Source organism: Paraburkholderia tagetis (assembly GCF_022213065.1).
In the GTDB taxonomy this organism is placed as follows: domain Bacteria; phylum Pseudomonadota; class Gammaproteobacteria; order Burkholderiales; family Burkholderiaceae; genus Paraburkholderia; species Paraburkholderia tagetis.
The window spans coordinates 604,376-630,583 of record NZ_JAKLJA010000001.1; the positions used below are offsets into that span (position 1 = coordinate 604,376).

34 protein-coding genes are annotated in these 26,208 nt (G+C 61.2%); 25 read left to right on the plus strand and 9 right to left on the minus strand.

Annotation, left to right across the window (positions count from 1 at the left end):
* Nucleotides 1–88 precede the first annotated feature (88 nt).
* The 13 genes from L5014_RS02710 (at nucleotide 89) to L5014_RS02770 (ending at nucleotide 13,010) form a co-directional block, all read left to right on the plus strand.
* On the plus strand, nucleotides 89–2,071 hold the full coding sequence (locus L5014_RS02710; protein ID WP_238462032.1) for a hypothetical protein: 1,983 nt from the start codon (nucleotides 89–91) through the stop codon (nucleotides 2,069–2,071).
* A gap of 56 nt (nucleotides 2,072–2,127) precedes the next feature.
* The gene (locus L5014_RS02715; protein ID WP_238462033.1) at nucleotides 2,128–2,562 is read left to right on the plus strand and encodes a hypothetical protein; all 435 of its coding nucleotides are present in this window, start codon (nucleotides 2,128–2,130) and stop codon (nucleotides 2,560–2,562) included.
* 2 nt (nucleotides 2,563–2,564) lie between these two features.
* Nucleotides 2,565–2,942 (plus strand): hypothetical protein, encoded by a 378-nt coding sequence (locus tag L5014_RS02720; RefSeq protein ID WP_238462034.1) that lies wholly within the window; start codon nucleotides 2,565–2,567, stop codon nucleotides 2,940–2,942.
* A 169-nt stretch (nucleotides 2,943–3,111) separates the two neighbouring features.
* Nucleotides 3,112–3,591, plus strand: coding sequence for a phage virion morphogenesis protein (locus L5014_RS02725; RefSeq protein WP_238462035.1), 480 nt, complete (start codon nucleotides 3,112–3,114; stop codon nucleotides 3,589–3,591).
* Nucleotides 3,588–5,795 (plus strand): phage tail tape measure protein, encoded by a 2,208-nt coding sequence (locus L5014_RS02730; RefSeq protein ID WP_238462036.1) that lies wholly within the window; start codon nucleotides 3,588–3,590, stop codon nucleotides 5,793–5,795. Before L5014_RS02725 ends, L5014_RS02730 begins: the two co-directional genes overlap by 4 nt.
* Nucleotides 5,792–6,799, plus strand: coding sequence for a LysM peptidoglycan-binding domain-containing protein (locus tag L5014_RS02735; protein ID WP_238462037.1), 1,008 nt, complete (start codon nucleotides 5,792–5,794; stop codon nucleotides 6,797–6,799). The genes L5014_RS02730 and L5014_RS02735 overlap by 4 nt, the downstream gene beginning before the upstream one ends.
* Before the next feature lies 1 nt (nucleotide 6,800).
* Nucleotides 6,801–7,919 (plus strand): hypothetical protein, encoded by a 1,119-nt coding sequence (locus tag L5014_RS02740; RefSeq protein WP_238462038.1) that lies wholly within the window; start codon nucleotides 6,801–6,803, stop codon nucleotides 7,917–7,919.
* Nucleotides 7,916–8,542, plus strand: coding sequence for a hypothetical protein (locus L5014_RS02745; protein WP_238462039.1), 627 nt, complete (start codon nucleotides 7,916–7,918; stop codon nucleotides 8,540–8,542). Before L5014_RS02740 ends, L5014_RS02745 begins: the two co-directional genes overlap by 4 nt.
* 8 nt (nucleotides 8,543–8,550) lie before the next feature.
* Nucleotides 8,551–8,937: a hypothetical protein gene (locus L5014_RS02750; protein ID WP_238462040.1), complete on the plus strand. Its 387-nt coding sequence runs from the start codon at nucleotides 8,551–8,553 to the stop codon at nucleotides 8,935–8,937.
* The gene (locus L5014_RS02755) at nucleotides 8,927–10,102 is read left to right on the plus strand and encodes a baseplate J/gp47 family protein (protein ID WP_238462041.1); all 1,176 of its coding nucleotides are present in this window, start codon (nucleotides 8,927–8,929) and stop codon (nucleotides 10,100–10,102) included. The genes L5014_RS02750 and L5014_RS02755 overlap by 11 nt, the downstream gene beginning before the upstream one ends.
* Nucleotides 10,102–10,761, plus strand: coding sequence for a hypothetical protein (locus L5014_RS02760; RefSeq protein ID WP_238462042.1), 660 nt, complete (start codon nucleotides 10,102–10,104; stop codon nucleotides 10,759–10,761). The genes L5014_RS02755 and L5014_RS02760 overlap by 1 nt, the downstream gene beginning before the upstream one ends.
* Before the next feature lie 63 nt (nucleotides 10,762–10,824).
* Nucleotides 10,825–12,453 (plus strand): glycine-rich domain-containing protein, encoded by a 1,629-nt coding sequence (locus L5014_RS02765; RefSeq protein WP_238462043.1) that lies wholly within the window; start codon nucleotides 10,825–10,827, stop codon nucleotides 12,451–12,453.
* 8 nt (nucleotides 12,454–12,461) lie between these two features.
* Entirely contained in the window at nucleotides 12,462–13,010 is a 549-nt protein-coding gene (locus tag L5014_RS02770) for a hypothetical protein (RefSeq protein ID WP_238462044.1), read from the plus strand.
* Here L5014_RS02770 and L5014_RS02775 read toward each other — a convergent pair.
* Genes L5014_RS02775 through L5014_RS02785 form a run of 3 tightly spaced genes read right to left on the minus strand, consistent with a single transcriptional unit; the run spans nucleotide 13,007 to nucleotide 15,148 of the window.
* Complete coding sequence (locus L5014_RS02775) at nucleotides 13,007–14,134, minus strand: acyltransferase family protein (RefSeq protein ID WP_238462045.1); 1,128 nt, start codon at nucleotides 14,132–14,134, stop codon at nucleotides 13,007–13,009. The two genes, L5014_RS02770 and L5014_RS02775, sit on opposite strands and share 4 nt — an antisense overlap.
* A gap of 58 nt (nucleotides 14,135–14,192) precedes the next feature.
* Entirely contained in the window at nucleotides 14,193–14,864 is a 672-nt protein-coding gene (locus tag L5014_RS02780; RefSeq protein WP_238462046.1) for a hypothetical protein, read from the minus strand.
* Nucleotides 14,865–14,866: 2 nt separating this feature from the next.
* A complete protein-coding gene (locus tag L5014_RS02785) occupies nucleotides 14,867–15,148 on the minus strand; it encodes an XRE family transcriptional regulator (protein WP_238462047.1) in 282 nt (93 codons plus the stop codon).
* Between the two features lie 174 nt (nucleotides 15,149–15,322).
* Here L5014_RS02785 and L5014_RS02790 point away from each other — a divergent pair, with 174 nt between their 5' ends.
* The 9 genes from L5014_RS02790 to L5014_RS02830 all read left to right on the plus strand — a co-directional run bounded on the left by L5014_RS02790 (nucleotide 15,323) and on the right by L5014_RS02830 (nucleotide 19,136).
* A complete protein-coding gene (locus L5014_RS02790; protein WP_238462048.1) occupies nucleotides 15,323–15,583 on the plus strand; it encodes a hypothetical protein in 261 nt (86 codons plus the stop codon).
* Between the two features lie 2 nt (nucleotides 15,584–15,585).
* The gene (locus L5014_RS02795; RefSeq protein WP_238462049.1) at nucleotides 15,586–15,942 is read left to right on the plus strand and encodes a hypothetical protein; all 357 of its coding nucleotides are present in this window, start codon (nucleotides 15,586–15,588) and stop codon (nucleotides 15,940–15,942) included.
* Nucleotides 15,943–15,944: 2 nt separating this feature from the next.
* Entirely contained in the window at nucleotides 15,945–16,499 is a 555-nt protein-coding gene (locus L5014_RS02800) for a glycoside hydrolase family 19 protein (RefSeq protein ID WP_238462050.1), read from the plus strand.
* Nucleotides 16,500–16,572: 73 nt separating this feature from the next.
* On the plus strand, nucleotides 16,573–17,199 hold the full coding sequence (locus tag L5014_RS02805; protein ID WP_338019254.1) for a hypothetical protein: 627 nt from the start codon (nucleotides 16,573–16,575) through the stop codon (nucleotides 17,197–17,199).
* Complete coding sequence (locus L5014_RS02810) at nucleotides 17,196–17,408, plus strand: hypothetical protein (RefSeq protein ID WP_238462052.1); 213 nt, start codon at nucleotides 17,196–17,198, stop codon at nucleotides 17,406–17,408. The genes L5014_RS02805 and L5014_RS02810 overlap by 4 nt, the downstream gene beginning before the upstream one ends.
* Entirely contained in the window at nucleotides 17,405–17,713 is a 309-nt protein-coding gene (locus L5014_RS02815) for a hypothetical protein (protein WP_238462053.1), read from the plus strand. Before L5014_RS02810 ends, L5014_RS02815 begins: the two co-directional genes overlap by 4 nt.
* A 9-nt stretch (nucleotides 17,714–17,722) precedes the next feature.
* Complete coding sequence (locus L5014_RS02820; protein WP_238462054.1) at nucleotides 17,723–18,184, plus strand: hypothetical protein; 462 nt, start codon at nucleotides 17,723–17,725, stop codon at nucleotides 18,182–18,184.
* Complete coding sequence (locus L5014_RS02825) at nucleotides 18,181–18,552, plus strand: ubiquitination-like system serine protease family protein (RefSeq protein WP_238462055.1); 372 nt, start codon at nucleotides 18,181–18,183, stop codon at nucleotides 18,550–18,552. Before L5014_RS02820 ends, L5014_RS02825 begins: the two co-directional genes overlap by 4 nt.
* Complete coding sequence (locus L5014_RS02830; RefSeq protein WP_238462056.1) at nucleotides 18,549–19,136, plus strand: lipase family protein; 588 nt, start codon at nucleotides 18,549–18,551, stop codon at nucleotides 19,134–19,136. The genes L5014_RS02825 and L5014_RS02830 overlap by 4 nt, the downstream gene beginning before the upstream one ends.
* A 12-nt stretch (nucleotides 19,137–19,148) precedes the next feature.
* Here the strand turns inward: L5014_RS02830 and L5014_RS02835 are convergent, their stop codons facing one another.
* Together L5014_RS02835 and L5014_RS02840 are read right to left on the minus strand one after the other, a co-directional pair.
* Entirely contained in the window at nucleotides 19,149–19,310 is a 162-nt protein-coding gene (locus L5014_RS02835; RefSeq protein WP_238462057.1) for a hypothetical protein, read from the minus strand.
* A 48-nt stretch (nucleotides 19,311–19,358) separates the two neighbouring features.
* Nucleotides 19,359–20,624, minus strand: a complete 1,266-nt coding sequence (locus L5014_RS02840; protein ID WP_238462058.1) for a tyrosine-type recombinase/integrase — start codon at nucleotides 20,622–20,624, stop codon at nucleotides 19,359–19,361.
* Nucleotides 20,625–20,903: 279 nt separating this feature from the next.
* Here L5014_RS02840 and L5014_RS02845 point away from each other — a divergent pair, with 279 nt between their 5' ends.
* Nucleotides 20,904–21,164: a DUF4148 domain-containing protein gene (locus tag L5014_RS02845; RefSeq protein ID WP_238462059.1), complete on the plus strand. Its 261-nt coding sequence runs from the start codon at nucleotides 20,904–20,906 to the stop codon at nucleotides 21,162–21,164.
* 127 nt (nucleotides 21,165–21,291) lie between these two features.
* Here the strand turns inward: L5014_RS02845 and L5014_RS02850 are convergent, their stop codons facing one another.
* Both L5014_RS02850 and L5014_RS02855 read right to left on the minus strand, forming a co-directional pair.
* Nucleotides 21,292–21,909 carry a glutathione S-transferase family protein gene (locus L5014_RS02850; RefSeq protein ID WP_238462060.1) on the minus strand — a complete coding sequence of 206 codons (618 nt, stop codon included), beginning with the start codon at nucleotides 21,907–21,909 and terminating at the stop codon, nucleotides 21,292–21,294.
* Nucleotides 21,910–22,002: 93 nt separating this feature from the next.
* Complete coding sequence (locus tag L5014_RS02855) at nucleotides 22,003–22,368, minus strand: YciI family protein (protein ID WP_238462061.1); 366 nt, start codon at nucleotides 22,366–22,368, stop codon at nucleotides 22,003–22,005.
* Nucleotides 22,369–22,451: 83 nt separating this feature from the next.
* Here L5014_RS02855 and L5014_RS02860 point away from each other — a divergent pair, with 83 nt between their 5' ends.
* The gene (locus tag L5014_RS02860) at nucleotides 22,452–22,898 is read left to right on the plus strand and encodes a MarR family winged helix-turn-helix transcriptional regulator (protein WP_238462062.1); all 447 of its coding nucleotides are present in this window, start codon (nucleotides 22,452–22,454) and stop codon (nucleotides 22,896–22,898) included.
* A gap of 113 nt (nucleotides 22,899–23,011) precedes the next feature.
* Here the strand turns inward: L5014_RS02860 and L5014_RS02865 are convergent, their stop codons facing one another.
* The gene (locus tag L5014_RS02865; RefSeq protein WP_238462063.1) at nucleotides 23,012–23,380 is read right to left on the minus strand and encodes a DUF190 domain-containing protein; all 369 of its coding nucleotides are present in this window, start codon (nucleotides 23,378–23,380) and stop codon (nucleotides 23,012–23,014) included.
* Nucleotides 23,377–23,733 carry a DUF190 domain-containing protein gene (locus L5014_RS02870; protein WP_238462064.1) on the minus strand — a complete coding sequence of 119 codons (357 nt, stop codon included), beginning with the start codon at nucleotides 23,731–23,733 and terminating at the stop codon, nucleotides 23,377–23,379. Before L5014_RS02870 ends, L5014_RS02865 begins: the two co-directional genes overlap by 4 nt.
* Nucleotides 23,734–24,542: 809 nt before the next feature.
* Between L5014_RS02870 and L5014_RS02875 the strand changes: the two genes are divergently transcribed.
* On the plus strand, nucleotides 24,543–25,955 hold the full coding sequence (locus tag L5014_RS02875) for a discoidin domain-containing protein (protein WP_238462065.1): 1,413 nt from the start codon (nucleotides 24,543–24,545) through the stop codon (nucleotides 25,953–25,955).
* The last annotated feature ends 253 nt before the right edge of the window (nucleotides 25,956–26,208 follow it).

Genomic DNA, 26,208 nt, shown 5'->3' on the forward strand with positions numbered 1-26,208 from the left:
TTTTCATTGCCTGACACAGGGCGCCTTCGGGCGCCTCTTTTCATTTCTGGCCCGCCTTGTGCGGGCTTTTTTGCGACCGGAGCAAACGATGCCCGTTTATCAAGCAGGGTCCCTGAACACGACCGCACTGCAGGCGCCGGACCTGTACGTGATCATTCAGCCGCCCGGCGTTGCCTACGTGAACGGCGTTCCGACGGACGGTCTCGGTCTGGTCGGCGTTGGCTCCTGGGGGCCGGTGAATGCGCCGATGCTGGGTATCGGCGGCAACACGCAGGCCCAGAACATGGTGGGCGGCATCACGTTTCGCCCGCACGACATTGCGACGGCCGTCGATATCGGCCAGCAGAACGGTGTGCAGAACTTCGCGCTCGTGCGCGTCTCGGACGGCACCGACACGGCAGCCAGTGCGCAACTGAAGGATACGCAAGGCTCGCCGGTGACCGGCATGACTCTGACTGGTCTCTACACTGGTATCGTCGGCAACACGATCACGTCGGCCATCACAGCCGGCACGGCCGCGAACACCTACAAGCTGTCAGTGCAACGCGCAGGCTTCACGCCGGAGGTGTACGACAACGTCGGCATGGGCGTGAGCGCCGGCACTGTCACGGCGGGCACTGGCTACACGTCGGTGCCTGCGCTGTCGATCTCGGCACCGCAGAACGCCAATGGCGTGCAGGCGACCGGCACGATCAGCCTCAAGGCGCTGTCGGCCACGATCGCGGCCGCAGGCACCGGCTATACGACGGGCGACACGCTCACGCTGCCGAATGGCGTCATCCTCGGCGTCACGGCCACGTCCGGAGCGATCACGGCGCTGACTATCCAGAACGCTGGCGCGCTCACGGGCGGCTCGGTGCCGACGAACCCTGTCGCACCCACGGCGACTTCCGGCAGCGGCACGGGCGCCACGGTCACCCTGACATGGGGCCTTGGCGTCTTCACGGTGGTCAATCCGGGTAGCGGCTATACCAGCGCGACGGCGACGCTCACGGGTGGCGCCGGCACGGGTGGCGCGATCGCCCTGAACGTCAGCGTATGGCTGAATCTCGTCAACGCCGTGAACAACGGCCAGACGGGTCTGCGCGGTCCATCGCAGATCGTCATCGCGTCGCTCGGCACGTCGTCCAACGCGCCGAACATCACCGCGACCTACGCGCTTTCGGGTGGCACGGACGGCACCGCCGGCGTGACCGACAACACGCTGCTCGGCTCGGACGGTTTGACGCGCACCGGCATGTACGCGCTGCGCAAGTCGGGCGCGCAAGTCGGCAACCTCATTGACTGCCAAACGTCGACCACATGGACCTCGCAGCTCGCGTTCGGGCTGCAGGAGGGCATCTACTTCCACAGCGCCAACCCGCCGGGCACCAGCATCACCAACAGCACCGCAGCGCTCGCCAGCGCGGGCGTCGACGGCTACGGCTTTGCGTGCCTCGTCGGCGACTGGTCGTATTACAACGACACGGTCAATGGCGTGCAGCGCATGGTGTCGCCTGCAACGTATTCGTCCGCAAAACAGGCCGCCACGAGCCCCGAGCAGTCGATCCTGAATGCGTCGATCAACGGCATCATCGCGACGCAGCGCAGCCTGCAGAACCTGCCATACAGCGATACCGAGATCGGGCAGGCCGCGCAGGCACGCCTCGAGGTGCTCACACTCGGGGCGCCGGCCGGTTCGATCTTCGCGTGCCGCACGGGCCGCAATGCGAGCAGCGATTCGAGCCGCAACGGCGACAACTACACGCGCATGACGAACTACATCGCGTTCACGATCGCGAGCGCGTATGGCTATGTCCCGGGCAAGGTGCAGACGATCAACCTGCGTCGCAACACGAAGGGCTCGATGGATGCGTTCTTCTCGAACCTCCAGACGAACAACATGATCGGCGACGTCAACAACCCGACGAAACCGGGCTGGTCGGTGCAGATCGACGCGAACAACAATCCGACGAGTCAGGTGGCGCTTGGCTACATGGTGGCGACCGTCAAGGTCGTCTACCTCTCGATCGTCCGGTACTTCCTCGTGAATATCCAGGGCGGCCAGACCGTCTCCGTCACGCCTCTCTAACCATCCCTGTCCAATCAGGCCACCCGTGGGTGGCTTTTTCACTTCTGGAGTAAGCCATGCCGCAAAACGGCTTGAACCTGGGGCGCGACTACAAGTTCGACATTTACACCTCGACTGGCCCCCTCGTGCTCCCGACGCTGCTGAACTTCAAGCGCCGGAAGATCAATCACCGGGTGACCGTCAAGCCGCTCAACGGTCTGCCGATCATGCTGAATTTCCAGGAGGGCGGCTGGGAAGGTTCTTTCGACGTCTCACGCGCGGACGGCACGCTCGACTCGTACTTCGCCTCGAATGAAGCCGCTTACTACGCCGGCATCAATCTGCCCACCGGCGTGATTCAGGAAACGATCGAGGAAATCGCCGGCGTAGTGAGCACATTCCAGTATCAGGGCGTCGTTCTCTACTTCGACGACCCGGGCGAAGCCGAAGCCGAGAAGAACGTCATCCAGCGCGTCTCGTTCGCCGCTGCCACCCGCATCCAGCTCAATTGATCATGGACGAACTGAACGTTACCGAAACCAGTGGCGAGAAGCCGAACAACGAGCTCGTCATCACCGGCGACACGCTGAGCGTGCCGGTTGGCGATGGCCGGACGCTGACGCTCACCTACCCCGGGCCGCTCGCGCAGTACGACCTTGTCGACGCAATGGGTCCCGCTGCTGCGGACAATGCACGCCTCGTGCGCATGTACCTGCCGATGATCTACCTGACCGGGATCGATGAGCAGAAGCTCACGCCGTGCACGTCGCTGCGCGAGATGCGCGGCCTCGTGACGCGCCTGGGTCACAAGGGCCTCGCCGCGCTCCAGCGTGGTGTCGCTGCCTTCGATCAGCGCGACGAGCAGGGGCTGGCCGAACAGGCAAAAAAATAAGCCGGGACCCTGGCCTGCGTCAGGTTTTGATGCTGACTAAGGCTGGCGTCCCGTGGGAAGTCGCCACCAGTCTCTCGCGCGCGAAGCTGCTCGGCTTCTGCGTGGCCACAGGTGAGCTGGAAGGCCGCAAATGGTCGTGGTCCCGCATGGAATGGCTATCCCCTGAATCATGAAGACCTACAAGTCCTTCGGCGCATTCGCGCGCGCGATGGAGCGCGCCATCACCGAGCTGGAGCCGGCCTATGCGGCTGCCATGGAGACGGGTGCGCTGCTCGTCGCCACGGAAGCGCGTGCGGAGTTCGGCCACTACCAGCGCGAGGACATGGGACCGCTCGAACCGTGGGCGGAACTGAAGGACGAGACAAAGCAGCAGCATATTCAGGCGATCGTCGACGGTGAAGCGGCCGAAGACGCGGGCCCGAACACGCCGCTGCTGGTCAAGGGCGGTCTGCGCGACAGCATCGAACACGAGTTCGGTCCGCGCGAGTTCGTCGTGGGTAGCGAGTCCGAAATCATGGTGTGGCAGGAACAGGGCACCCCGACCATTCCGCCGCGCCCGGTGCTCTCGACCGCGATGTACCGGAACACGGACAACGTCGTGAACCTCGTCGGACAGGCCGTCGAAGATACTCTGGCAGGCAAGAAATGATCAACGCTTACGCGATCGGAGTCGGCGCGACGCTGGAGGACAATGTCACGCCCGGCCTGATGCGCATCGCCGAATGGGCCGACAAGGCGAACGCATCGCTGCTCAAGCTCAGCGAAAACGTGCGCGGGATGTCGTCGGGTTCGGCGGCTCTCGCGCGCAATCTGGAGAAGGCGGCTCGAGCAGCAACGGCTTTTGGTGATAGCGCTGGCGCCCTCACGCGCGCGAGCTATGTGCTCGATACGATGGTGGCGAGCAGCGAAGCCCTTGCACGCAATATGGCTGCCGCACGTGCCGAAGCAAATTCGATGCACCCTCCGCGCTGGGGTGGCGGGGGTGGAGGCGGAAGTGGCGGCAGCGGCGGTGGAGCGAGCGACGTTCCCCGCGGTGGCCCCCTTGTGGCCCGTCGTTCGGGCGGAGGAATCGTCAGGCAAGATGTTCCTGGCGGAGCCCTGGTCGTTGGCAGCAGCGGCGAACGATTCCCCTCGGATGTCATTGATGGCGAGGGGCTGATTACCGAAGTCCCCTCTGGTGGTGGCAGGCCTCCCGCGGCTGGCGTATCGCCGCGCTCCGGCGGCAATACAGGCACCGCAACGGGTGTCGCAACGGCCGGGATGCTATTCGGCGCGTATGAGAATGCACGCCTGACCGACCAGAACGTGAAGGCCGTTGCGACCTCGCAAGTTCCGTTCGACCAGTGGCAGCCGAGCATCGAGAACCTGCGCAATCGCGAGATGGAGTACGCGAGCAAGTATGCGTTCGCGACGGGCGGTCATATCGAGCCGTTCGGCGAATCGATACTCGAGGGCTCGCGCCTGCTGCGCACTCTGTCTGCCGCGAAGCAGAAGGAGATGATGGACTTCGCGATGCCGTATATCGCGCTGGAGTCCAAGCTGAAAGGCGTATCCATGCCCGAAGCGACTCAGGCATTTATCGGCCTCTCGCACATGGCTGGCGCCTACGATCCAAAGCAGGCCGAACCACTCTACGAGTCGATGCTTCAGGCGTCGCTCACCTCGCACGCGTCGCTCGGCCAGATCGCGCGCGCCGCGAGCTATGCGTTGCCCGCCCTTCACGCTGCCGGCGCGAACTCCAGCGATGTGATGCTGCTCGTCGCGACGATGATGCAGGGCGGCATCATGAACACGAAGAGCGGTACGTGGCTCAATGCCATGGCGATGAACTCGCTGCCGAACACGCTCGGCAGTGGGCTGTTTTCGAACAAGAAGCAGAACGAAGCGCTTCAGCAGCTCGGTCTCTATAAGGGCAACCAATCGCAGTTCTATGCGAATGGCAGCATGGACCTGATGAAGATCGTGTCGATCCTCGCCGAAGACCGGCGGAGGATGGACCCGCTCAAGTTCAACGCGATGCTGAAGCTGGCTTTCGGCACGCAGGGTCAGCGCGGCGCATCATTCTTCAGCGAGGACTCGACCCTTTCGAATCTGCATGCCCTGTCGGACCTGAAGAACTTCTCGCAGGCGCCGATGGATGTCGGCCAGATGATGCGGCAGATGAGCACGGTCGCGCTCGCGGACCAGACTATCGCGAACGCCAACATCACGCTGATGAACGGCTCGCAGACCTTGATGGGGCCAATCAACGCCGCGCTCAGCACGATGGGCTCATTCTTCGGCGCGACGGCCGGGTTCACGAAGAATCACCCAGTCGCCGGCGGCGTACTGGACTTCGGGATGCTGTTCGGTGGCGCGGTAGCCGGACTGGGCGCATGGAAAGGCGCGAAGTCCGCCGTGGGATTCGCAGAAAAGAGCATCGTCGGCCTGACCAAGTACCTCGCGCGCGGCGCGGCAGGTTTGATTGCCGAAGCGGCCACAGCCATCACCGGCGAAGCAATTGGCGCGGCCACCGTCGCGGCGATCGGCGGCGAAGTCGCGCTCGGCGCGGCGATCCTCGGCGGCATCGCGTACGTCATCCATCACGCGATGGACAAGGTAACGTCGAAGATGTCGCCGGACGATCAGACTCGCTTCTATCAGGACGTCGCCGGCGGCGAGCCGCTGTTCGGCTCAGGCGTCACGAAGCCCGCACCGGCGCAGAAGCACGACACGCACGTGACTGTGAAGGTCGATAGCCACGACGTCGCCGCGCACGTCGAAAAGAAGCTAGTCCCCGCCAAGACGACCGGGCCGACTGGCTTCAATCCTGATGCCGCAGCTTACTCACCAGGAATGGGCGTTTATCCATGAACCCTTTTGCGACCCTCACGCTGGACACGCCCAACGGCACGTTCACGTTCACTGGCGCAGAGGTTCCGGAGCGTATCGCGTTCGGCGGCGCGCAGTTGCTCGACGTGCGCAAGATGATCGGCGGCCGGCGACGCATCAATGCGATGGGCGCAGACGATGCGCCGCTCGGTTGGTCTGGTCTCTTTCTGTACGCGTCCGCCGTTGATCGCGCACGTTTCCTCGACAGCGTGCGCCGCGAAGGCCTGCAGTGCACACTGTCGTGGGACGCGTTCCGGTACTCGGTCACGGTTGCGCAGTTCCATGCCGAGTACAAGTACCCGTTCAGGGTCCCCTACTCGATCCAGTTCGAGGTCATCGAGGACCAGACCGCGACCGTAGATTCGGTGCCGGCAGTCACGCCAGTACAGGCGTTGGCAACGGACCTCTCGCGGATGAATTCGCTGTCGAACTGCATCGGCGATTCGACGCTGAATGGCCTCATCGGCAGTCTGGGCACGGCACTCAGCGCGGTGCAGGCGGCCGCGCAACCGATCGCGAATGGCCTGAAGGCGGTCACCTCGTTCGTCAGTGGCGTAGCCAACTGTGCTGACCAGGTCGTCAATACGGTGGAAGCCGCGGTGACGGCGGCGGCCACGCCGCTGCTTGCAGTGACCTCGCGCGTGCAGAGCATGATCACCACCGGCGAGAACGTGATCGCGAACACCGCCGGCGTTGTCGCGGGCGCACCGGCCGCGACCAACGTCTATAACTCGCTGGCGAAGATGAACTCGGCATTGCAGTTGCCCGAGCTGTACGAGCTGCGCAGCCTGTGCGGCCGCATGCAAACCAATCTGCCGCTCGTGTCCACGCCGACCAGCGCGAAGACGATCACCGTGGGCGGCGGCAACCTGTATGCGATCGCCGCGCAGCAGTACGGCGACGCCCAGCGCTGGACCGATATCGCGAATGCGAACGGCCTTTCCGACCCGATGCTGACTGGCATCAACACGCTCATCATTCCCTGACATGCTGAACCAGCTACCAACCGCAGGCACACTCGTTGCGCCGCGGTCGATCCTTATGGTCGGCTCGAAGGTGATCGACTGGACGGATTGGTTCGCAGGGCATAACGGGATCTATGAGGCTGGCACGCTGCGCGTCGAGGTTCCCGCCACGTTCGCGGAATGGGCATGGTGGACGCAACAGACCGAGATCCTGATCGACGTCTATGTGGGCTTCCCGCAGGACCCTCAGAACTACTCGGCGAGCGACCTCACGCTGCTGCAAACCTATCGCGTCGATTCCATCCGTCTGGATGCGATGACGCAGGCGATCTCGCTGAGCTGTCGCGATCTGACAGGACTGCTCACCGACAGGAAGGTCGACATCAAGTTCCAGAATCAGACCGCGAGCCAGGTGGCGACGTATCTCGCCGGGCTGGTCGGCTTGACGCCCAACGTGCAGGCGACGAAGACCCTCGTCGGGCACTTCTTCACGCTGGACCACGTCAGCCTGCACCACCAGCAGAGCATCTGGACGATCCTGACCTACCTTGCGCAGCACGAGGGCCTTCAGTGCTTTGTGCTGGGCCGCACGCTGTATTTCGGAGCATTCGGCAGCGCGCTGTCGAGCGATCCCTATGTGATCCAGTACGACCCGCCAACGGCCGACCGCCCGTATCCGCAGTCGAACGCGACGAGCCTTGAGTTCGAGCACGACCTGACGCTGGCGAATGACGTGTCCGTGCGCGTGCGCAGCTTCCACGGCATGAAGAACGCCGTGTACACGTCCATCGCGACGTCCAGTAAGACGACGAAGCGCATCGAGCGCGACGCGGATCTGGCGCAGAGTCTCCAGCAGTATGACTTCACGTTCGCCGATCTCACGCAGGCGCAGTGCGACGCGAAGGCGCAGCAGTTGCTCGACCAGATCAGCAAGCACGAATTCAAGATGGAAGCGAAGCTGCCTGGCGACGCGATCATCTACCCGTGGACGCCCGTGCAGGTTCAGGGAACCGCGACTCCTTACGACACGACGTACCAGAGCGCGCGCATCATGCGCCGCTGCTCTGTGAGTCCGCCCCGCTTCGATGTGACCGTGCACGGCAAGACGGCGACGGATGCACAGACGGTGACGCTCACATGATCGACTACATCAAGCGCGCCGTTTCCGAGTTCCTCGCGACGTTCGCGACAACGAAGCGCGGCCAGATCAGCGCGTACAACCCGAACGACTACACCGTCAAGGTGATCCTCCTGCCGACAATGGAGGAAACCGGCTTCCTGCCTCTCTCGGCGCCGTGGGTCGGCAACAACTTCGGTGCGGTCTTCGGGCCCGCAATCGGCGACATCGTGCGGCTCGATTTCGTCGACGGGCGGATGCAGGCATGCCTCGCCGGCAGTCGCTTCTTCAACGACAAGGCGCGACCACCCGTCGTGCAGTCAGGACAGATGGCGCTCGTCGACAGCAAGGGGGCCTACGTCAAGTTGAACAACGACGGAACGATCACACTCGGTGCGCCGACGGGCATCACGAGTACGACACCTCTGCTCAAGCAGGTCGGCAATTTCGAGGTCGACGGCAACACGACGCTGAATGGCGATATCACCCAGACCATCGTAAACGGGACCGGCACGGCGACGCTTGCGGGCAACCTGACGGCTCCAGGGACGATCACCGGCACCACGGATGTCGTCGGCGGCGGCAAATCGGTGAAAGGCCACACGCACCCCGATCCCCAAGGCGGCAACACCCTCCCGCCGAACTAGAGCAATCCATGACCGACGCATTCCACTGGTGGGGCCAGGACATTCAGTTCTCGGCCTCAGGGGACGACTTGACCGCGAGCGGCGTGACCGAGCTGAACCAGCGCATTGTCCGCGCGCTGCTCACGCCACCCGGCACCTATCTATCGCATCCGGAGTACGGCGCAGGCCTCGGCAGGTTCGTCGGCCGCGCGCTCTCGTCCGAGCAGTTCACCGAGATCAAGTCGCTGATCCAGAGCGTGCTCAAAAACGAGCCTGACGTCCAGAAGCAGCCCGCACCAACCTACACGTACCAGCACGACGCAACAGGCCTTCTGAGCGTGACGATCAACTACGTGTACGTGCCGACCGGCGTTCCGCAGACCCTCTCTTTCAACGTGCCCGCGTATGGCTCTTAACACGCAAAGCTTCACGAGAATCGTCCAGCAGCAGGTCGCCGCGATTCAGGCTGCGGTGACGGCCGTCGGTGGGCCTGTCCTGTCGTTCATCGTGGGCTCGCTCGAGCTCGCGCGCGTCGAGGCAGTCGCGGCCGTTTCGATGTGGTTGCAGTACCTGATCATGGCGGTACTGAACATCACGCGCCTGTCCACGTCGAAAGGTAACGACGTCGACACGTTCATCGCCGATTTTTCCTGCCCGCCGCGTGAGGCGGCTGTGTCCGCTTCCGGCCAGGTGACCTTCTCGCGCTTTACGCCGACATCACAGGCGGTCATTCCAGCTGGCACCTATACGGCGAATGCGAATGGCTCAGGCGGCACATATGCCGGCGGCGCGGCGGTGCTCACTGCCGACGGCACGCAGCCCTTCCAGGTCATTCCGGATTCGACCCAAACCTACTGGAATGCCGCGCAAAACGCCTACGTCATCCCCGCCGGTGTGACGAGCGCGCAGGCGACTGTGCTGGCGCAGAACGCGGGCACCCAGGGCAACGTCGCGGCCAACACGATCACTACCATCTCGACGGCGATCCAGTACGTCGACACAGTGACGAACCCGAACGCTTTCTCGAACGGCGTCAACCAGGAGAGCGACACCGCCGTGCAGGCGCGATTCCAGACCTACGTGTCTGGCCTGCGCGCGGCGATCATGTCTGCCGTTGAGTCGGCAATCGAAGGTGTCCAGCAGAACGTCCAGTACCAGATCGTTGAGAACCAGACGCTCGCGGGTGTGAGTCAGCCGGGCTTCTTCTACGTCGTCATCTCGCCCTACTCGAACGCGCTGCACGACGCGATCTACTCGGCCATCAACGCGATACGCGGACTGTCGATCACGTTCGCGGTGTACGCGGCGACCAACCTGACGGCCAACGTCACAGCGACGATCACGGCAGCATCCGGATACACGCTGGCCAATGTCGAAGCTGCAGTGCAGACGGCGATCCAGAACTTCATCGCCTCGATTCCGCTCGGCGGCACGCTGTCATGGACCGAACTCTTTTCGGTGATCTGGGCAGTTCCGGGTGTGGCATCGGTGGCGAACACGATGACGCTCAACGGCGGCAACGCTGACCTTGTAGCAACCGCGAATCAGGTGATCGTCGCGGGCACGATCATGGTGAACTGATGGCCATCGGCGACATCAACGACATTTTCACGAGGCTGAAGGCGCAGATCCCGGGATCGTGGTTCAAGCTCTCGCCGAACTTCGATGCGACGTTGCAGGGGCCCGCATGGGCGCTCTCGTCGATCTATGCACAGATCACCTACGCGCAACTGCAGACACGCATCGCGACGGCGACCGATGGATACCTCGACCTTATTGCGAACGACTTCTTCGGCTCGAACCTGCTGCGGCTAACGAATGAGACAGACGGCGCGTACCGTGCGCGCATCCTCGCTAACCTGTTCGTGAAGGGTCCGACGCGAGCCAACATGTCCGCCGTGCTCAAGCTCATCACCGGACGCACGCCGGACATCTTCGAGCCCAGCAATACGACCGATTCGGGTGGCTGGGATGGCGGCTTCTACTGGGATACCGGCGTCGGCAAGTGGGGCGCGCCGATGCCCTACCAGAGCTACGTGACGGCCTACCGGCCGATCACGAACACGCAATCGCTGGGTGAACTCGATTCGTGGCGATGGTCGTTTGACTCGTACGGAGCGTGGTCCGAAGCGCCTGTGACCGCTGTCACCGACGCCGCAATCATCGCTGCAGTGGAATCGACGCGCATGACCGGGACCATCGTCTGGATGCGCATCGAGAACAACCCCGTTACGCCCTGACCTTCTCTCAATCTGCTTTCAAAGGCTGCCTTCAGGCGGCCTTTTTTGTTTTCTGGAGCCTGAATGGATCGCGCAACCGTCTATACACAGGAACAGGGCCGCAGCGTCGACTTCCTGTTCGCGCAACGCGCCACGATGATCGGCCTCGCCAAGCTCTCGCAGGCCGCGTTCGGCAGCGGCACCGTGGTGCGCGGCCTCGCCGTCACGCCGAACTCACCAGCGGCGTTGAACGTATTGGTCGGCATCGGCGAGATCTATACGATGGCTGCCGTTGATGCGACGTCGTGGGGCGCGCTCCCCGCTGACACGACCGACATCATCCTGAAGCAGGGCCTCAACATGGCGGCCCAGACCATCTCGACACCGGCGCCGTCGACGAGCGGGTACAGCATCAACTACCTGATTGAGGCGCAGTATCAGGATCAGGACAATGTCCCGGTCGTGCTGCCGTTCTACAACAGCAACAACCCGCAGATTCCGTTGAACGGTCAGGGCGGCGGTGGCGCAACGCTGCCCACCGAACGTCAAGGCGTGTGCGTGATCCAGGCGAAGGCAGGAATCGCGGCCACGACCGGCACGCAGACCACCCCGTCCGTTGATGCAGGCTGGACGGCGCTCGCCGTGGTGACCGTGGCGAATGGCCAGACGACCGTCACATCCGGCAACATCTCCGTGCCGGCCGGTGTGCCGCAGCTCACGAGCCTGCTGCAGATGATGCAGACCGGCTCGACCGAATACGCGGTTGACACCAGTACCACGGCGAACGTCATCTCGATCGCACTCACGCCGGCAATCACCTCGTACTCCGATGCCCAACCGGTCACGTTCAAGGCTGCAAACAACAATACCGGCCCCTGCACGCTCAATTTCGGCGGCGGCGCCGTGAATCTGGTCGGCGCGGCCGGCGCGCTTCAGGGCGGTGAGATTGTCGCTGGAAACATGTACACCGGCCTCTACAGCGCATCGCTCAACGAGGTCGTGCTGAACAGCCAGACGGCGGGAGCACTGCAGGTCAACCCTGCGACGAAGGGCCAGCATGCGGCACAACTGAGTCAAGTTGGCTTCCAGAATATCGCTGTGTATGAAATCATCGGCGGAGTTCAAAAAGTATCGGTCAACGGCGCAGCATTTACGACGACGGGCGCAACGACCTTCACGGTTCCGGTCTCAGGAAGATTCAAGGCGCGCGTCTGGGGTGGTGGGGGTGGAGGCGGTTCGGGAGTAACCTCCGCCGCAGCAACCGGTGGCGCTGGAGGCGGTTACACCGAAGGGGTATTCTCTGTAGCGGGCGGCACTTCCGAGGCCATTACGGTCGGAGCGGGTGGCGCGAACGGCACCGGATCCGGGAATGGATCCGCAGGCGGTAGCTCGTCTGTCGGGGCACTGGCCACGGCAACGGGCGGCGGTGGCGGAGTTGGCTCTGCCAGCGGCACATCATCCGGCAGTTCAGTGGCTGGCGGCACTGGCTCGGGGGGCTCTTTAAATATTACCGGTCAAGGCCCTGCTAGCGCCTACGCAATTGGTAGTTCGCTGATTGCTTCTGGCGGTGGCGGGGCTTTTGGCACTCCACCTTCCGCCATCAGCGTTGGGTCTGCCACTGGCGCAACCTTTCCGGGCGGTGCGGGTGGCGGCGGAGCGAACAACAATATCGGCGCACCCGGCGCGGGCGGTTGCGTCATCATCGAGTACTGATCTGAACTATGAGCGTCTATGTGAGAATTCAGAGCGGGATCGTTGCAGAAATCATCGCCCCAATGCTCGATGGATCTGGCGTGGAAATTCCAATTGCCAGCCGGTTCTACCCGCTCGTCGCGGCGACTCTCGTGGACGTCACCGCCTATGCCGTTGAGCCGCGGCCTGGGTGGGTCGCCACTGAATCTTCCGGGGCTTGGGCGTTTTCAGCGCCAGTCCCGGTAGCTCTCTCTGGCGCACAACAGGCGGCTGTCGCGTTCTCCGCAGGGATTCAGATCAAAAGCACGGCAACTGCTTCATTGAATGGCACGTACAGTATCGATACTCTCAGCCAGTCAGATATCATTGCCATTGAGACAGGTCTGAACGCGGGAAAGGGATTCCCCGATGGCTCAACGATGTTCAACTATCCTGACGCATCCGGGATCATGCATAGTTTTTCGGAGGCGGATTTTTCGAATTTTGCCGCAGCCGTAAGGGATTATGTATATGCGTTGCGGTCTGCGGTGGCTGGCATATCAACAAGCCTGCCGTCGCCTGCTGCAACAATCCCTTAAACCGGATTCCGTGTATTCGTCGTCGATCTGAACCGGGATGCGAGTCTCGCATAACTCAGGAGCGGCATTTCAATCTTTCGGTGCACGAAAATACCGATAACTGCACAAATTGCCATGAAGAATGCGAACGCTACAGGTCTCATTAAACCAGACATTTCTGGATACCGTTTCAAGGTCGTCTCGACTATCACAGCGACAAAGGGATGCGTGAGGTAGATTGAGAATGAAGCCTCTCCGAGCAAAAGAATCGTTCTGGATGACGCGCACAGCCCCTTGTTATTCAGGAAAAGTGCAAAAAGAACCGTCGCGAACGGAAGCATGAAATAGAGAAACATTGCCGGAGCGTAGCCAATAAGCGCCTTTATTTCCCGGAGTGGGAAATAGTTAAAGGTGGAAAGAGCGATGGCGATGACGATACCAATTGTCCAGCGATGAGTGACGACCCAATTCTCAAACGAAGCTGGACGAACATGCCAGATGTAGTACGTTGCTATGCCCAGCACGAAGAACCCCGTATAACGATCGCCATAAAACATCAGGAGTTCGCCTGGGTCTATTGTAATCCAGACAGATAACTTCACGAATAAGATGACAATCGCGGTCAGAATAGGCGCCCACCGCGTGTTGATCATCAGGCATACGGCGAAGATGACGTAGAAGTACATCTCAAGGTTGAGTGTCCAGCCTACACCAAGCACGGGGAACATGAAGCCCTGATCGTTCCTGAAAGGAATGAACGTCAAACTACGGACGAGTTGGCCAACAAGCTGACCATCAGTGAAACCTGTCTTATGTTCTAGATACCATTGCAACGTGGTGCGATCATGTAATAGCCATCCCCATATCTGAGGGATCTTGTAGATGGGATTCATCAACTCAAGGTTGATCAACATGAAGAATGCGATCGTGCACACCCAATAAAGCGGTACAACGCGGGTAATGCGATTTACCATAAACCCATCAGCGCGCGATCGCGAGATGTGAGTCATGATGAATCCGCTCACTACGAAGAAGATCGCCACCGCCTTAAGGTCAGTGTGCACACCACCAAAGATATAGCTGCCGTGGAAGTACACGACAGCCATCGCCGCCAGTGCGCGCAACAGTTGGATATTCGAGATCATGCGGATTGCATCGGATGGTAGAGGCTACTGGATTTTACCAGCCATGCCTAGCAACCCCTCAAAACCTCCACCGCGCCATCAGAACGTGGGTATTCGACCAGATCGACGGGAAGTGATCCGAACTCGATACGGGCGTGCCGTTCTTGAAATACTGATACGACACTGAAAAGTTCTTGTAACCGACAGAGGCTCCGATAACCCAGCCCAGACGCCACTTCGGGTTGTTGTGGACGCTGACGTTCATCGGGGTGGCGTCAGGCGACGGAACCCAGCCGATCACGTCCTCGGTCCAGGTCGATCGGTGGATGTACGGTCCACCTTCTACTCCAAATCGCCAGCCGCCATAGTCGTAGTGCGGCTCAAGTGTGAGCAGGATGCCCATGTCGTGCCCGGACCCGAGATAGTTCGCGAGTGGCCAGCACTTGCCATTGCAGCCCTTCGTGACAGGGTTGTAATTGGCATCGTCTGGTGTGGCGAGAGCCTGGGTGTGGATCGTCCCAAGCCAAGCCCAGTCAGCGTGCCATGAGATGCCCCAGTGCTCCGACTGGTAGATATCGCCAGTGAACCCGGCTTCGATGGCCGGCGCGGTGAGGTCAAATCGGTGTTGGAATCCGTCCTGAAACCACAAACCATTGGCCCCGTGCTGGTAAGCTGCCCCACCGATGCCGGCTTCGACCTGAAAGAAGTCTTCGGCGTGCGCTTGGGAAGCCGCCGCGCAGCCGAGCGTCATCGCTATGGCTGCTGCTCTCCATCGGTATCCGGGTCGACAACCGCGCCGACACTTCGGCACCAGTCGAACACCTGATCGACGGTCGCGGTGCGATTGAGGAGCGCGCCCGCAAGGAACAGCATCGGCAGACTCATGGCGCGCGGCTCCTGACCGCCCGTGTACTTGCGCCATTGATTGTTGCCGGCCAACCCGAACAGGCTGGCCATCTGCTCGCCGGTGTAGCCGAGCTCGATCTTGAGGTTCCGGAGATCTTCCGGAGTTGGCGGCGTATATCGAATGGACATGCCCGAGAGCGCGCAGAACGCGCGCGCGAAATGTGGTCTTCATGGTCTTCCTTTCGGAGGTAGCAGGCTGCGCGCAATGCGCTACCCAACGCCTTCAATTTAGCCCCTTAAGGGCTATTAGTCAAGAACAATCACCTGCCGCCTCCGGGCGGCTTTTTCATTTCCGGGGCCCCAATGAACCAGATCGACCCGATCGAATTCGGTCGCGTGCTCGCACGCCTTGATGAACAGGATCGACAGAGCGCGGACATGCGCGAGGAAATGCGGAGGAACCAGAAACAGGCGAATGACGAGATCGCCAAGCTGCGAACGGACATTCAAGCGCTTCTGGCTCTCGCCAACCGTGGCAAGGGTGCCCTCTTCACGCTGACATCTATCGGAGCCGCAGTCGGGGCTGTGCTGGGTGCGCTGGGGCATCACATTTTCGGGAAGTGACGATGAAATACGAAATCAAGTGGCTTCGTGAGCCTGAGGAGCACGACTTTCCTGCGGCTGAGTCTTTTCTCGCTCTTGTGTTCGACGAGAGCGATGCGGCCGTGCTGGTGAAGAAGCTGCGCGATGCGCGACTGTCGCACTTCAAGGCCAAGGACATTGCGCGCGCATCCGGCCTGACGCTGCTCGGCCGCGACAACCGGCACGTCGCACACAACCTTGAAAAGATTCACGAAGGCAAGCAGCTTTCGCCGCTCCTGCTCGTGCGCGGTCAAACGCTCATCGTGGCAGATGGCTTCCATCGGCTCAGCGCGGTCTATTCACTCGACGAAGATGCCGAGATCCCCTGCAAGATCGTCTAGCCATGAACCTCACACCCGAGATCGTCGCCGCTGGAACCGGCGCGACGCTGGCGCGCGCCACGATGTTTGCGCCGTTCATGCAGGCTGCGTGCGAGACCTATCACATTCTCGATCCGCGCGACATCGCGGCTTTCCTCGCGCAGACCGGTCACGAATCTGGCCACCTGGTCTTCACGAAAGAGATCTGGGGGCCGACGGCTGCGCAGCGCCAGTACGAGCCGCCATCGCAGAAAGCGAAAGGCCTCGGCAACACGCAGCCCGGTGATGGTGAACGCTTCTGCGGTCGCGGCCTGATCCAGATCACCGGCCGGCGCAACTACACGCTTGCCTCGATCGGACTGGAGCTCGACCTGCTTAACCACCCCGAGCTGCTCGAGGATCCTGAACACGCCGCGATGTCCGCCGGCTGGTTCTGGTGGAACAACAAGCTGAGCGCGCTCGCGCTCGCTGGACAGTTCACGACGCTCACTGAGCGCGTCAATGGTGCCTTGAGCGGCCTCGCCGATCGACAGGCGTTGTATGCCATGGCGAAGAAAGCGCTCGGCGCTGCCACATAGCTTTCAGATTTCCGAATTTCGAAATTTCGCAACTTGCCGCCTTCGGGCGGTTTTTTCGTTTCTGGAGCAACGAATGACCCGATGCAGTCATGACGTACCGCTCGAGCAGCCATGCAGTAAGTGCACCGCCGAAGGCCTCGCGCGCGTGCCGGCGCATGAGCATCTCATGAAAGAGACCGTGGTCGAGGTGGAGTATTACCCGGACCACGAAGCGCGCACCGAGTCAGCAACCTTTCGGCGCACGAAGGCCGCTGGCCACAAGGCAGGTCTGCGTTGCTCTATCAGTGGCCAGCCGAATCCGGAATACCACCACTTCTGGTGCGAATGGGCGGATGCCGATGCCGTCGACTGGACCGTCGTGAAAGCGATCGCGGTCGGCGAGATCACCGAGATTCCGGTGCTTGACGAAATCACCGACCAGCCGACGGGCGAAACTTTCCCGGCCGAACAGTCGGCCATCTGGATGATCTGCCAAATCACAGCGCTCCGCGGCTTCGACTGGCACGCCTTTGACCCAGCCAAGCCCGAGACCTTCATCGACAGCCCGCAAAACATGCTGCAGCTCTCGATCAAGTTCCATCGCTCGTCGACGCACGGCATCCACCACCGCACTTTCCCGACCTTCGTGTTTCAGGGCTACCCCCGGCGCGCGGGCTTTGTTTTTTCACCGGACGAGATCGTCCAGAAGGAGAAGGCATGAACCAAACCTCCAGCATCCAAACCGGCGCGATCACGCTCACCGCTGCCTCTCTCGTGCCGATCATCGATTGGGCAGCGCAAGCGATGAACATCAAGATCCCGATGGAAGCGCAACTCCAGATCGCGGCCTTCCTGATCACTGGTGGTCACGCTGCCTACAACTGGCTGATGGCGCGCGCGGCCGCGAAGAAGGCCACGGCGACGCAATGATGCGTGCCGCGCTGCTGCTCTCAATGCTGCTCGCTGGCTGCGCCGGTCAGGCGACCTACGACATCCGCCCGTTCTATGACGAAGCTTCGAAGCAGGTCCTCTGTTGTGCCGCGACCATCACGAACGGCAAAGACATCGCCACCGTCAGTGTGCACGCCAAGAAGACAGCAGACGGCTACACCCTCGACTTCACCGAAACCGGCGTCGGCGCGACAGCGCCAATCACAGCTCAGTCTCAAGCCACCGCCGCTGTAGCTGGCGCTGTTTCCAGCGCCGCCGCTGCGGCTATCAAACTCGCTCCCTGAAGGAATCCCATGAAACGCACTCTCATGCTGCTTGCGGCAGGTCTCATCACGTCCATTCTGACCGCATGCGGCGCACACGCGCCGACACTTCCGGCGCTCACCTTCCCGCAACAGGTGGCTATTGCCTGTGGCGCGGCCAACGGCGAGATCGCCATCCTGAAAGGCGATGGCGTGTTCACTGGAGGCGCGGCCGACACGCTCACGAAGACGATCCAGCCAGCCGTCACGAAGGTCTGTGCGGCCGGCGCAACGGTGGCGAAGCCTGATCTCCAAACGCTCGTCAACACGACCCTGCCGCTCGTCAAGACCTTCGTCGATTCGTCGTCTCTCGCTCGGGACAAGAAGAACGCGGCGGACGCAGGTATCGACTCGGCCGTCCTTGCCTTCAACGTTGCAGTCAGCCTCGCGCCGGCAACGCTGGGCGGTGCAGCCACGCCGTCGACGACGCTTGATTCGGCGCCGCTGCAATGAAAGCCAAAATCGTCCGCGACAGCGAAGGGCTGTTCTATGGCATCCGGTTCGATTGCCCGGGATGCACGTGGGAAGACGGAACGCCAAGCCCCAAAGTATTGCCGGTGAATTGGTTGCCACCCGGCGAGACGCAAGAATCGCCGCACAACGCAGGCAAGCCGCATTGGTCATTCAATGGCGACTTCGAGCGTCCTGTTCTCGGACCGAGTGTCCTGCAATGGCGAGGCAATGAAGGCGACGAGCATTTCCGGCGCTGCCATTCCTTCGTCGGCTGCAACGGCGCGCAGCCGGGGCAAATCATCTTCCTCGGTGATTGCACGCACGCGCTCGCAGGGCAAACGGTCGATCTGCCGGAGATTGAGCCGTGAACCTCCTGCCGCGCGACTACGCCCTGATCGCGCAGGAAGCCTATGCCGTCAAGCCCGATATCGGACGCGCCCCGGGGCCGTCCTGCGCCATCGTGCGCGATACGACCGATGGACTTGTTATCGCCTTCCCGGGCACGGACAGTATTGCCGATCTGCTCGCGGACTTCGACGTGACGCCGACTGCTGTTCCTCCGCTCGGGAGGATTCACCAGGGCTTCTACAAAGCATGGAGTGCGATCTCGGCGCAGGTTGAGAACGCTGCTGGCGACGCGCCAGTGACGTTCGTCGGCCATTCCCTTGGTGCGGCCTTGGCTCTGATCGCCGGAGCTTCGCGCGTGGCCGCTGGCAAGCCAGTGCAGGCCGTGTACGGGTTTGAACCGCCCCGGGTGAGCCCGGAACCGACTATCGGCAATGTGCTTTCGAAGACGTCAGTCATTCTCTACAAAAACGGGAACGATGCCGTGACCGATGTTCCGCCGCTCTGGCCGCAGAGTGCGCAACTGATCGGCATCGGGAAGCCGTGCTATCCGTGGCCCAACCTGCGTGATCATGCGCTCGCGCGCGTCATTGCCGCTCTCACTTAACCCCGGGCGCGCCTACGGGCGCTCCCGCACCTTCCCCTGCGCTATCGAGCACAGTTTGGCAACAAGCCAAAAAGGGGAGGCCATCACAAAAACGATAACCAGCGCCAGCAGGAAAAAGGCTAAGCCAATTGGGCTTCTTGGGTCGCCCTCGCCGCCGAACTTGTTTGTGAACATCGCCCCTCTCTAGCCAGCCGATTGCGGCTGCGCATCAATCATACGGCGCTACGCCGCCCTTCTCGGTTTGAACTGAACCACATTCGTCGACTTTCCGCTTTCGGGTGCGTATCCGTCGCTGCACTCGGCGATGAATCGCGCCCATGCCTCCATGGCCGCCCGGCGCTCCGGGATTTCCTCGCGCACGTCATAGACTCCTTCGATGCCTTTGAGTTTGTGATTCAGGGCGATCTCGCTGATTTCGCGCGAGAAGCCCATGTTGCGCAAATGCCCCTTGGCGGTTGAACGCGTGTCGTGAGGCGTGAACCGGCGGATATCCAGGCCGCGCTCGTCGAATGCTTTTTTGACCGCATCGCGCAACACCGTGCGGCTCACATGTCCCGCCCCTTTGGTCTTTGCGCGCGCTGGACACAGCCATTTCGAATCGCCTGACAAGGCGATAAGTTCGCGAAACCATTCAATTACAAGCGGTGCCAACGGCACGAGAAACTCCTGCTTCGTCTTGGTCGCTTCTGCCCTGACGCGCCACGATCCGTACTCAAGATCGACCAGATCCTTCTCAGCGGTGATCAGTTCAATCGATCGCACGCACGTGGCCAGCAGGATGCGGAACATCAGCCCGTTAGTTCGGCCCATCAGCTTGTCGATATCGGTCAGCAGGACCGTCATCTCATCCTTGAGCAACATGACTCGCTTGCGCTTGGGCGGCGGGTCGCCAAGGACGGATTTGAGGTCGATGCCCGTGGCCGGATTGAAGTCGATCTGGCGGCGCGAAACGGCATGGCCGAACACAGTGCGCAGCAGGACCAGCATCGTGCTGCACACTGACCACGGGCGCCCACAATTCTCGATCATGTAGACAACATCGGCTGGGGTTACCGTTTCGACGTTGAGCGAGCCGAGCTTCGGCCGAAGCACACCATCAATCAATGCGGCGTACAGAACAGTCGTGCTTTTAGACAGGATACCGAATCGCTTGTCGATATAGTCGTCGCATAACTGGTCGACGGTCATCGCTTTGCGTGCGCGTGCCTTCTCGACCTTCTTGTCGGAGGCCGGGTCTTTTCCATCGTCGACCTGGACGCGGAGCGCGCGGGCCCGCTTGCGGGCTTCGGCCAGTCCCATATCGGGGTAGTTGCCGAGCGTGATTTCTCGGCGGCGCGGACCACGACTGTATCGAAGCACCCAGGTAGCCGTCCCGAACTCGGACAGGGTGAAGGTCAGGCCGTCGCCATCGGCGCGGGAAAGCGGCTCTTTCGCGGCGACCCAGCGGCGCAGCTGGAGGTCATCGAGCGCATGGTGAAGGCGGGGCATTTTTTGGTCTCAGGAGAGGAACCCCGATTATTCGCGACCGAAAGCTACCAGTCTAGCTACCATAAATTCGTGATTCACAGATTTACACTCGTTTCCGCAAGACTTCGATAAACCCTTGATTCCTATCGGGTAATTTCCAGACCGCGATTCACGCCTTTCCACGAAAAAACACTCATAGCGTTAACCTTTCCTTAAGTCTAGGCCGTCAAGCTAGCGATGCCAGCCGCTGCCCCGCCCCGGGTCCGCAGCGCTGAACCTGATTAGCTAGAGGCACAGACTATGAAACACACACTTAGAATGGCCGCCCTTGCGGCCGCATTGCTTATTCCGGCCCTTTCTTTCGCTCAAGCATCCAATGGGCCTGTCACGCGTGCCCAGGTGCGCGCAGAATTGGCCCAGCTCCGGCATGCCGGCTACCGATCGACCGGGCGCGACAACCAATATCCTTCCAATCTGCAAGCCGCCGAGGCACGTATTGCTGCGGCCAGCGGTATGGCGCCCGGTCAAGCCGCTCCCACGATGGCCCCGAATATGCAGTGAGATTGATGCGTTCTCGTGAGGCCGCGCCGGCGTGAACCTGCGCCGGCAAAATTCCTGGGCGTGCTCTCGCCCGGCCGGATTGTTCATCCGAACCAGGCCTCATCGAGTCAGATTCATCGAGTCAGACTCATGCCGCCTTGCGCGCATCGGCAATGCGCGGCGGCGCCTCGGGCCGGGCATACAAGCGCTCCAGATACGCCTTCAAACGCGGAAACCCATCGATCAACTGGAATTCATTGGCCCAGTCGATCAGATAAGCCGTCACGCAATCGGCCACCGTGAGGCTGTTGCCCACAATGAATTCACGCGCTTCGAGATGCTTCTCGAGTACCGTCGCCATGGCCGCAAATTCGCCACGCGCCAGCTCGATATCGGCCGGCAGGCGCTTGTCCGGCGGATAAAGCATCGAGTGCCGCGTGATTCGCCAGAGCGGCTGCTCGATCTCGGTCACCCCAAACAGCGTCCAGCGATAAACCTGCGCCCGCTCCTGGAGATCGGCAGGCATCAATCCTTTCTCCGGGTATTTGTCCGCGAGGTACAACACAATCGCCGCCGACTCCGGAATGATAAGGTCGCCGTCGACCAGCACGGGGACCTTTCCCGCCGGATTGATACGCAGGAATTCCGGCCGCTTGTGCTCGCCTTCGAGCAGGTTGACCGATATGAATTCGAAATCGGCATCGACTTCCTTGAGCCCCCATAGCGCGCGTTGCGAACGGGTTCCCGCGAATCCGTAAAGTTTCATCACGATCCTCCAAAGTGTCCTGTCGAAAAGTGTTGGCGTCGCGGGCAGCAGCCATAACGACGCTTGCAGCGTCCGCCGCCTGGCAGCCGGCGCTCAGCCAGCAGGAATCGGCAACACGGGCATCACATCGATGGAATCTCCGGGGAAGATCGTGAAATGCGGGTGGCCTTCGAACAGCTTGACCGCTTCCTCGTGCGAAGCGCTGCGCACGACCGTGAAGCCCGTTAGCGCGTTGGACGTATCCTTGACGCCATGCTCGCCAACGGTCTTGGTCTTGCCGAGCGGGCCACCGAAGTCGACGATATCCGCCCTGTGCTTTTCCACCCACGCCTTCCATGCCGCGATACCTTCCCGTTCGCGGGCGTGCCGCGTCTCTTCGGGAAGCGCCCACCACGCCTGCGAGCGCGGGTTGTCCTTGCTGCCGAGAAACACGGCGAGAAACAATTTCTGATCGCTCATGCGGCCTCCGCCTGCTGACGAGAGCAACGGGATGTTGCTCATCCGACGTTGACAATATAGGTTGATACCAACATAATTGCAACATGGCACATGCAAAGAAAATCCCTTTCGATACCACGCTAATGGTGCGCGATTGCTGCCTGTGTCTGCATATGCAGCGGGCGGCGCGCAATCTCGCGCGCATTTTCGACGAAGCCTTGCGTCCGCTGGATCTCACGAACGGCCAGTTCTCGCTGCTGATGTCGCTCAACCGGCCGCATCCGCCGGCGATGAAAGACGTATCCACGCTGCTGGCGATGGATCGCACCACGCTAACCGCCGCGCTGAAGCCGCTCGAGCGTCGTGGCCTCGTCAGCATCGCGCAGGATCCGGACGACAAGCGCAGCCGCCTGCTCAGCTTGACGCCCGATGGCCATCGCCTGCTCGCCGAGGCGTTCCCGATATGGCAGCGCACGCATACGGAAGTCGAGGCACAACTTTCCTCCAGCGAAGTTGATCGGCTGCGCCGGCAATTACGCGCGCTTTCGTAGTTTCGCGCGACTGGGCAGTGCAAGAAGCCGCAAACGGATTTCCGTGAAGCGATTCAATCTGTTGCGCGATCCAGTTGGCGGGCGCCCTCTATCTGATCTGGCTGGGCAGTGGCTCACTGCGGCTTGTGCCGGAAGATCGAAAAATGCTTTTTCTCGCCGTGCGGTGCATCGCCACCTAGCACGCCGAATTCGATGGGCGAGCGCGTATAGAACAGATGCACTTGCGCAGCCTTGACCACATCGAGCATACGTTGCGCCTCATCTTCCGTGACAGCGAGGATGATCTGTACGGGCTGATCAGTGAGCTTGAGCACATGGGCCGCGTGGTGCGCGCCCGCATGGCCCGTGCCTTCCGCACAATTGATCACAGTGGCGCCGTGAATGCCCAGTTGCTTCGCCTCATGAAGCAGCCATTCGCACACCGTACGCGGGCCGTGACGACGACTCTGTTCCGTATAAAACGTGAGCTGATAGCCGTTCATGTTGCACTCCGCCGCCCGTCCGTTTCATCGGATTCGTCCACACCCAGCGTGTCGTATTCGATTACCGTGCGCGTATAAAAAAGACGAATGCTGCCCTCATGAAGTTGGGTCAGCAACTGGTCGATAAGGCCATCGCCGGCGACCACCGTGACGGCAACCGATTGTTCCGCAAGCTCGAAGAAACGCGCCGCGTGGTATTTGCCGTTCGCATCCACGCCTTCGGCAATTTCCACTACCGTCGCGCCCTGAATGCCCATCTGCTTCGCCTCGTCGAGAATCCATTCGACGACGGGCAGATGCCCCACGCGATGATTCTGGTTGGCAATGTAGACGGTGAGCTGACTGCCTCGCATGTTCGCCTCCTGCATTCGTCACTCGGGCCGCGCCATTTCCTCTCCGACTCTACGCTGTGAACACCCGCCGTACAAGCCACCGTACAGGCCGCGGTGAAGTACCGGCATTTTCTCGTCATCAGCGGCAATCGAAAGGCCGATCGGCGATTGCTGCATCGTTTTTCAAGCATTCCTGAATCGAATAGTAGAGAGGGTTTTTCACTTTGAAGGACTCCGTAAAGACACGGATTCAGGATCACTAATTCGTCTTACGGATGCGGTCTTCAACGCGTCAAGACCCGGCGTAAACCGGAAAGGTTTTCCGCAGACGTTATAATTCCGCCCGCGGTGGGAGGAAAAAAATTTCGTTTCCGACCCGTATTTTCATATAGTAATGCGAGAAACAGGCGTTTGCGGCAAATTCTACCGCCCACGCTCAAATGGGTGAGATGCCAGCACGACTTACCTCTAATCGATCAATTGATGTTCATACAGATAGATAAACTGGGTTCGCAATGCTGAAGCGGAATGTTTCCTATGTACGATGCCAGGCGCTCGAGCGGCGGCTACCGATTCAGCCCGAGAGACACGAGATTGTCACGACCCAGGCGCTTGCCACTTAGCTAGCCGGCAAGCGCTCCCACCAGCGGAAAGCCTGCGAGCCCTCGCCGGCTTTTCTCAGGCTCACGGCAAGTTCATTGCAAGGCGCACCGGCGACTGCGGCAGGGACAGCCGCGTCCGAGGGCGATGCGTCATGCGATGCAGCGTGTGAGAGAAGTACCCGGATGACTCGCGCATCCATATATTTCATTTGATAAGGATGACTTATTATGAAGGTGAAAAGCCTCGTCGCCGGCGTAATGACCGGCATCGCCCTCAATTTGATTGCCGGCGCAGCCGGTGCAACTTGCATCACCGACCCTGCGGCGCAGTCCGACGCCTCGTTTCCCTCCGCACTCACGGGCAAGCTCGCCTATCACAGCTATGTGACATACGGCGACGGCACGAGCCAGATTTTTCTCTACGATTTTTCGGCACGCACGCTCACGCAGTTGAGCAAGGCCTCGTGGGGCATCAAGGACCCGATGAACGCCGTGTTCAGCCCGGACGGCAAATGGATCGCCTTCATGGGCGTGACCAATAATGCGTGGAACGTATTCATGTATCAGCTCGGCAGCAGCAACCCGCCGGTGAACATGACGAACAGCACGGGCGCCACGCGCAACGAAGATCCGAAGTTCAGCACGGACGGCAAGACCCTCGTGTTCAAGCAGAACGGCGACGTCAAGCGGGCGACGCTCTCGTACACGAGCGCGGGCCCGACCTTCACCTCGATCATAAGCCTGACCAACGCGCCGTCGGGCGCCGAGTACTCGATGCCGTTTCTCGCGCCGGACGCGAGCGCCGTTTACTACGCCACCGGCACGGGCTCGAACATGGGGCTGATGAAGCGCACGATCGCAACGGGCGCTACGGCCGTATTCGATCATCCGCCCGCGCTGCAAACCTACTATCCGATCGTGCGCGCGGACGGCAACGTGTTCTACGCGCGCTGGAAGGATTCGGGCGGGCTCGACCAGATCTACGAGAAGACCTCGGACCCGGCTTCGACGCCGAACCAGTTGTCGCTCAACGACTGCGTCAGCAACAACTCCGACCCGGCCCCGGTGAACGGCACGAACTACCTGTTCTTCTCGTCGACGACGGCGGGCGGCTATCAGCTCTACGTGGCCGACGTGACCACGGGCAAGCGCTGGAGCCTTACGCAGTTCGGCGTGAACTCGGATTCCACCAAGGCCAAGCTCGGTTCGAGCTATTACGGCGGTCCGGTCGCAAACCAGGTCACGCTGCTTTCGCAGGGACACCCTGCCACTGCTTCGGCCAGCTATGACGCATCGTTCACGGCCGACAAGGCATTCGACGGCAATACTTCCAGCACGCGCTGGGACTCGCCCGAAGGTACGGGTGTCGATCCGCAATGGATCTCCGTGGATCTCGGCGCCGCGAAGAATATCAGCAGCATCGACCTGTACTGGGATGCGGGCGCGAGCGTCTATCAGATCCAGACATCGAGCGACAATGTCAACTGGACGACGCTCTACTCGACCAGCAACGGCGTCGCGTATGGCCATGTCAAGCTGGCGAATCTCAACGGCCACGGCCGCTATGTGCGGATGTACGGCACGAAGCGCGCGACGCAGTGGGGCTACTCGCTCGATGAAATGCAGGTGTGGGGTTCGTAAGCTGCGGCTTTAATCTCGCTTCGGTCCAGGGCCTGTTCACATTCATAACGGGCTTGCGAACGCACCTTGCCGGCTGCAGTGCAAGGAGCAAGGAGCAAGGAGCGCCGTTTGGTCGAGCCAAACAAGCGACGCGCGACGCCGCAATGCGGCCGGCAAGGTGCGTTCCCCAATTAACGAATTCCATTCCAGGGGCTGGCCGCCAGAAGGGCCGATCGCTGCGTCATGCTCCTCACGAATACGTCGAGTATTCGCT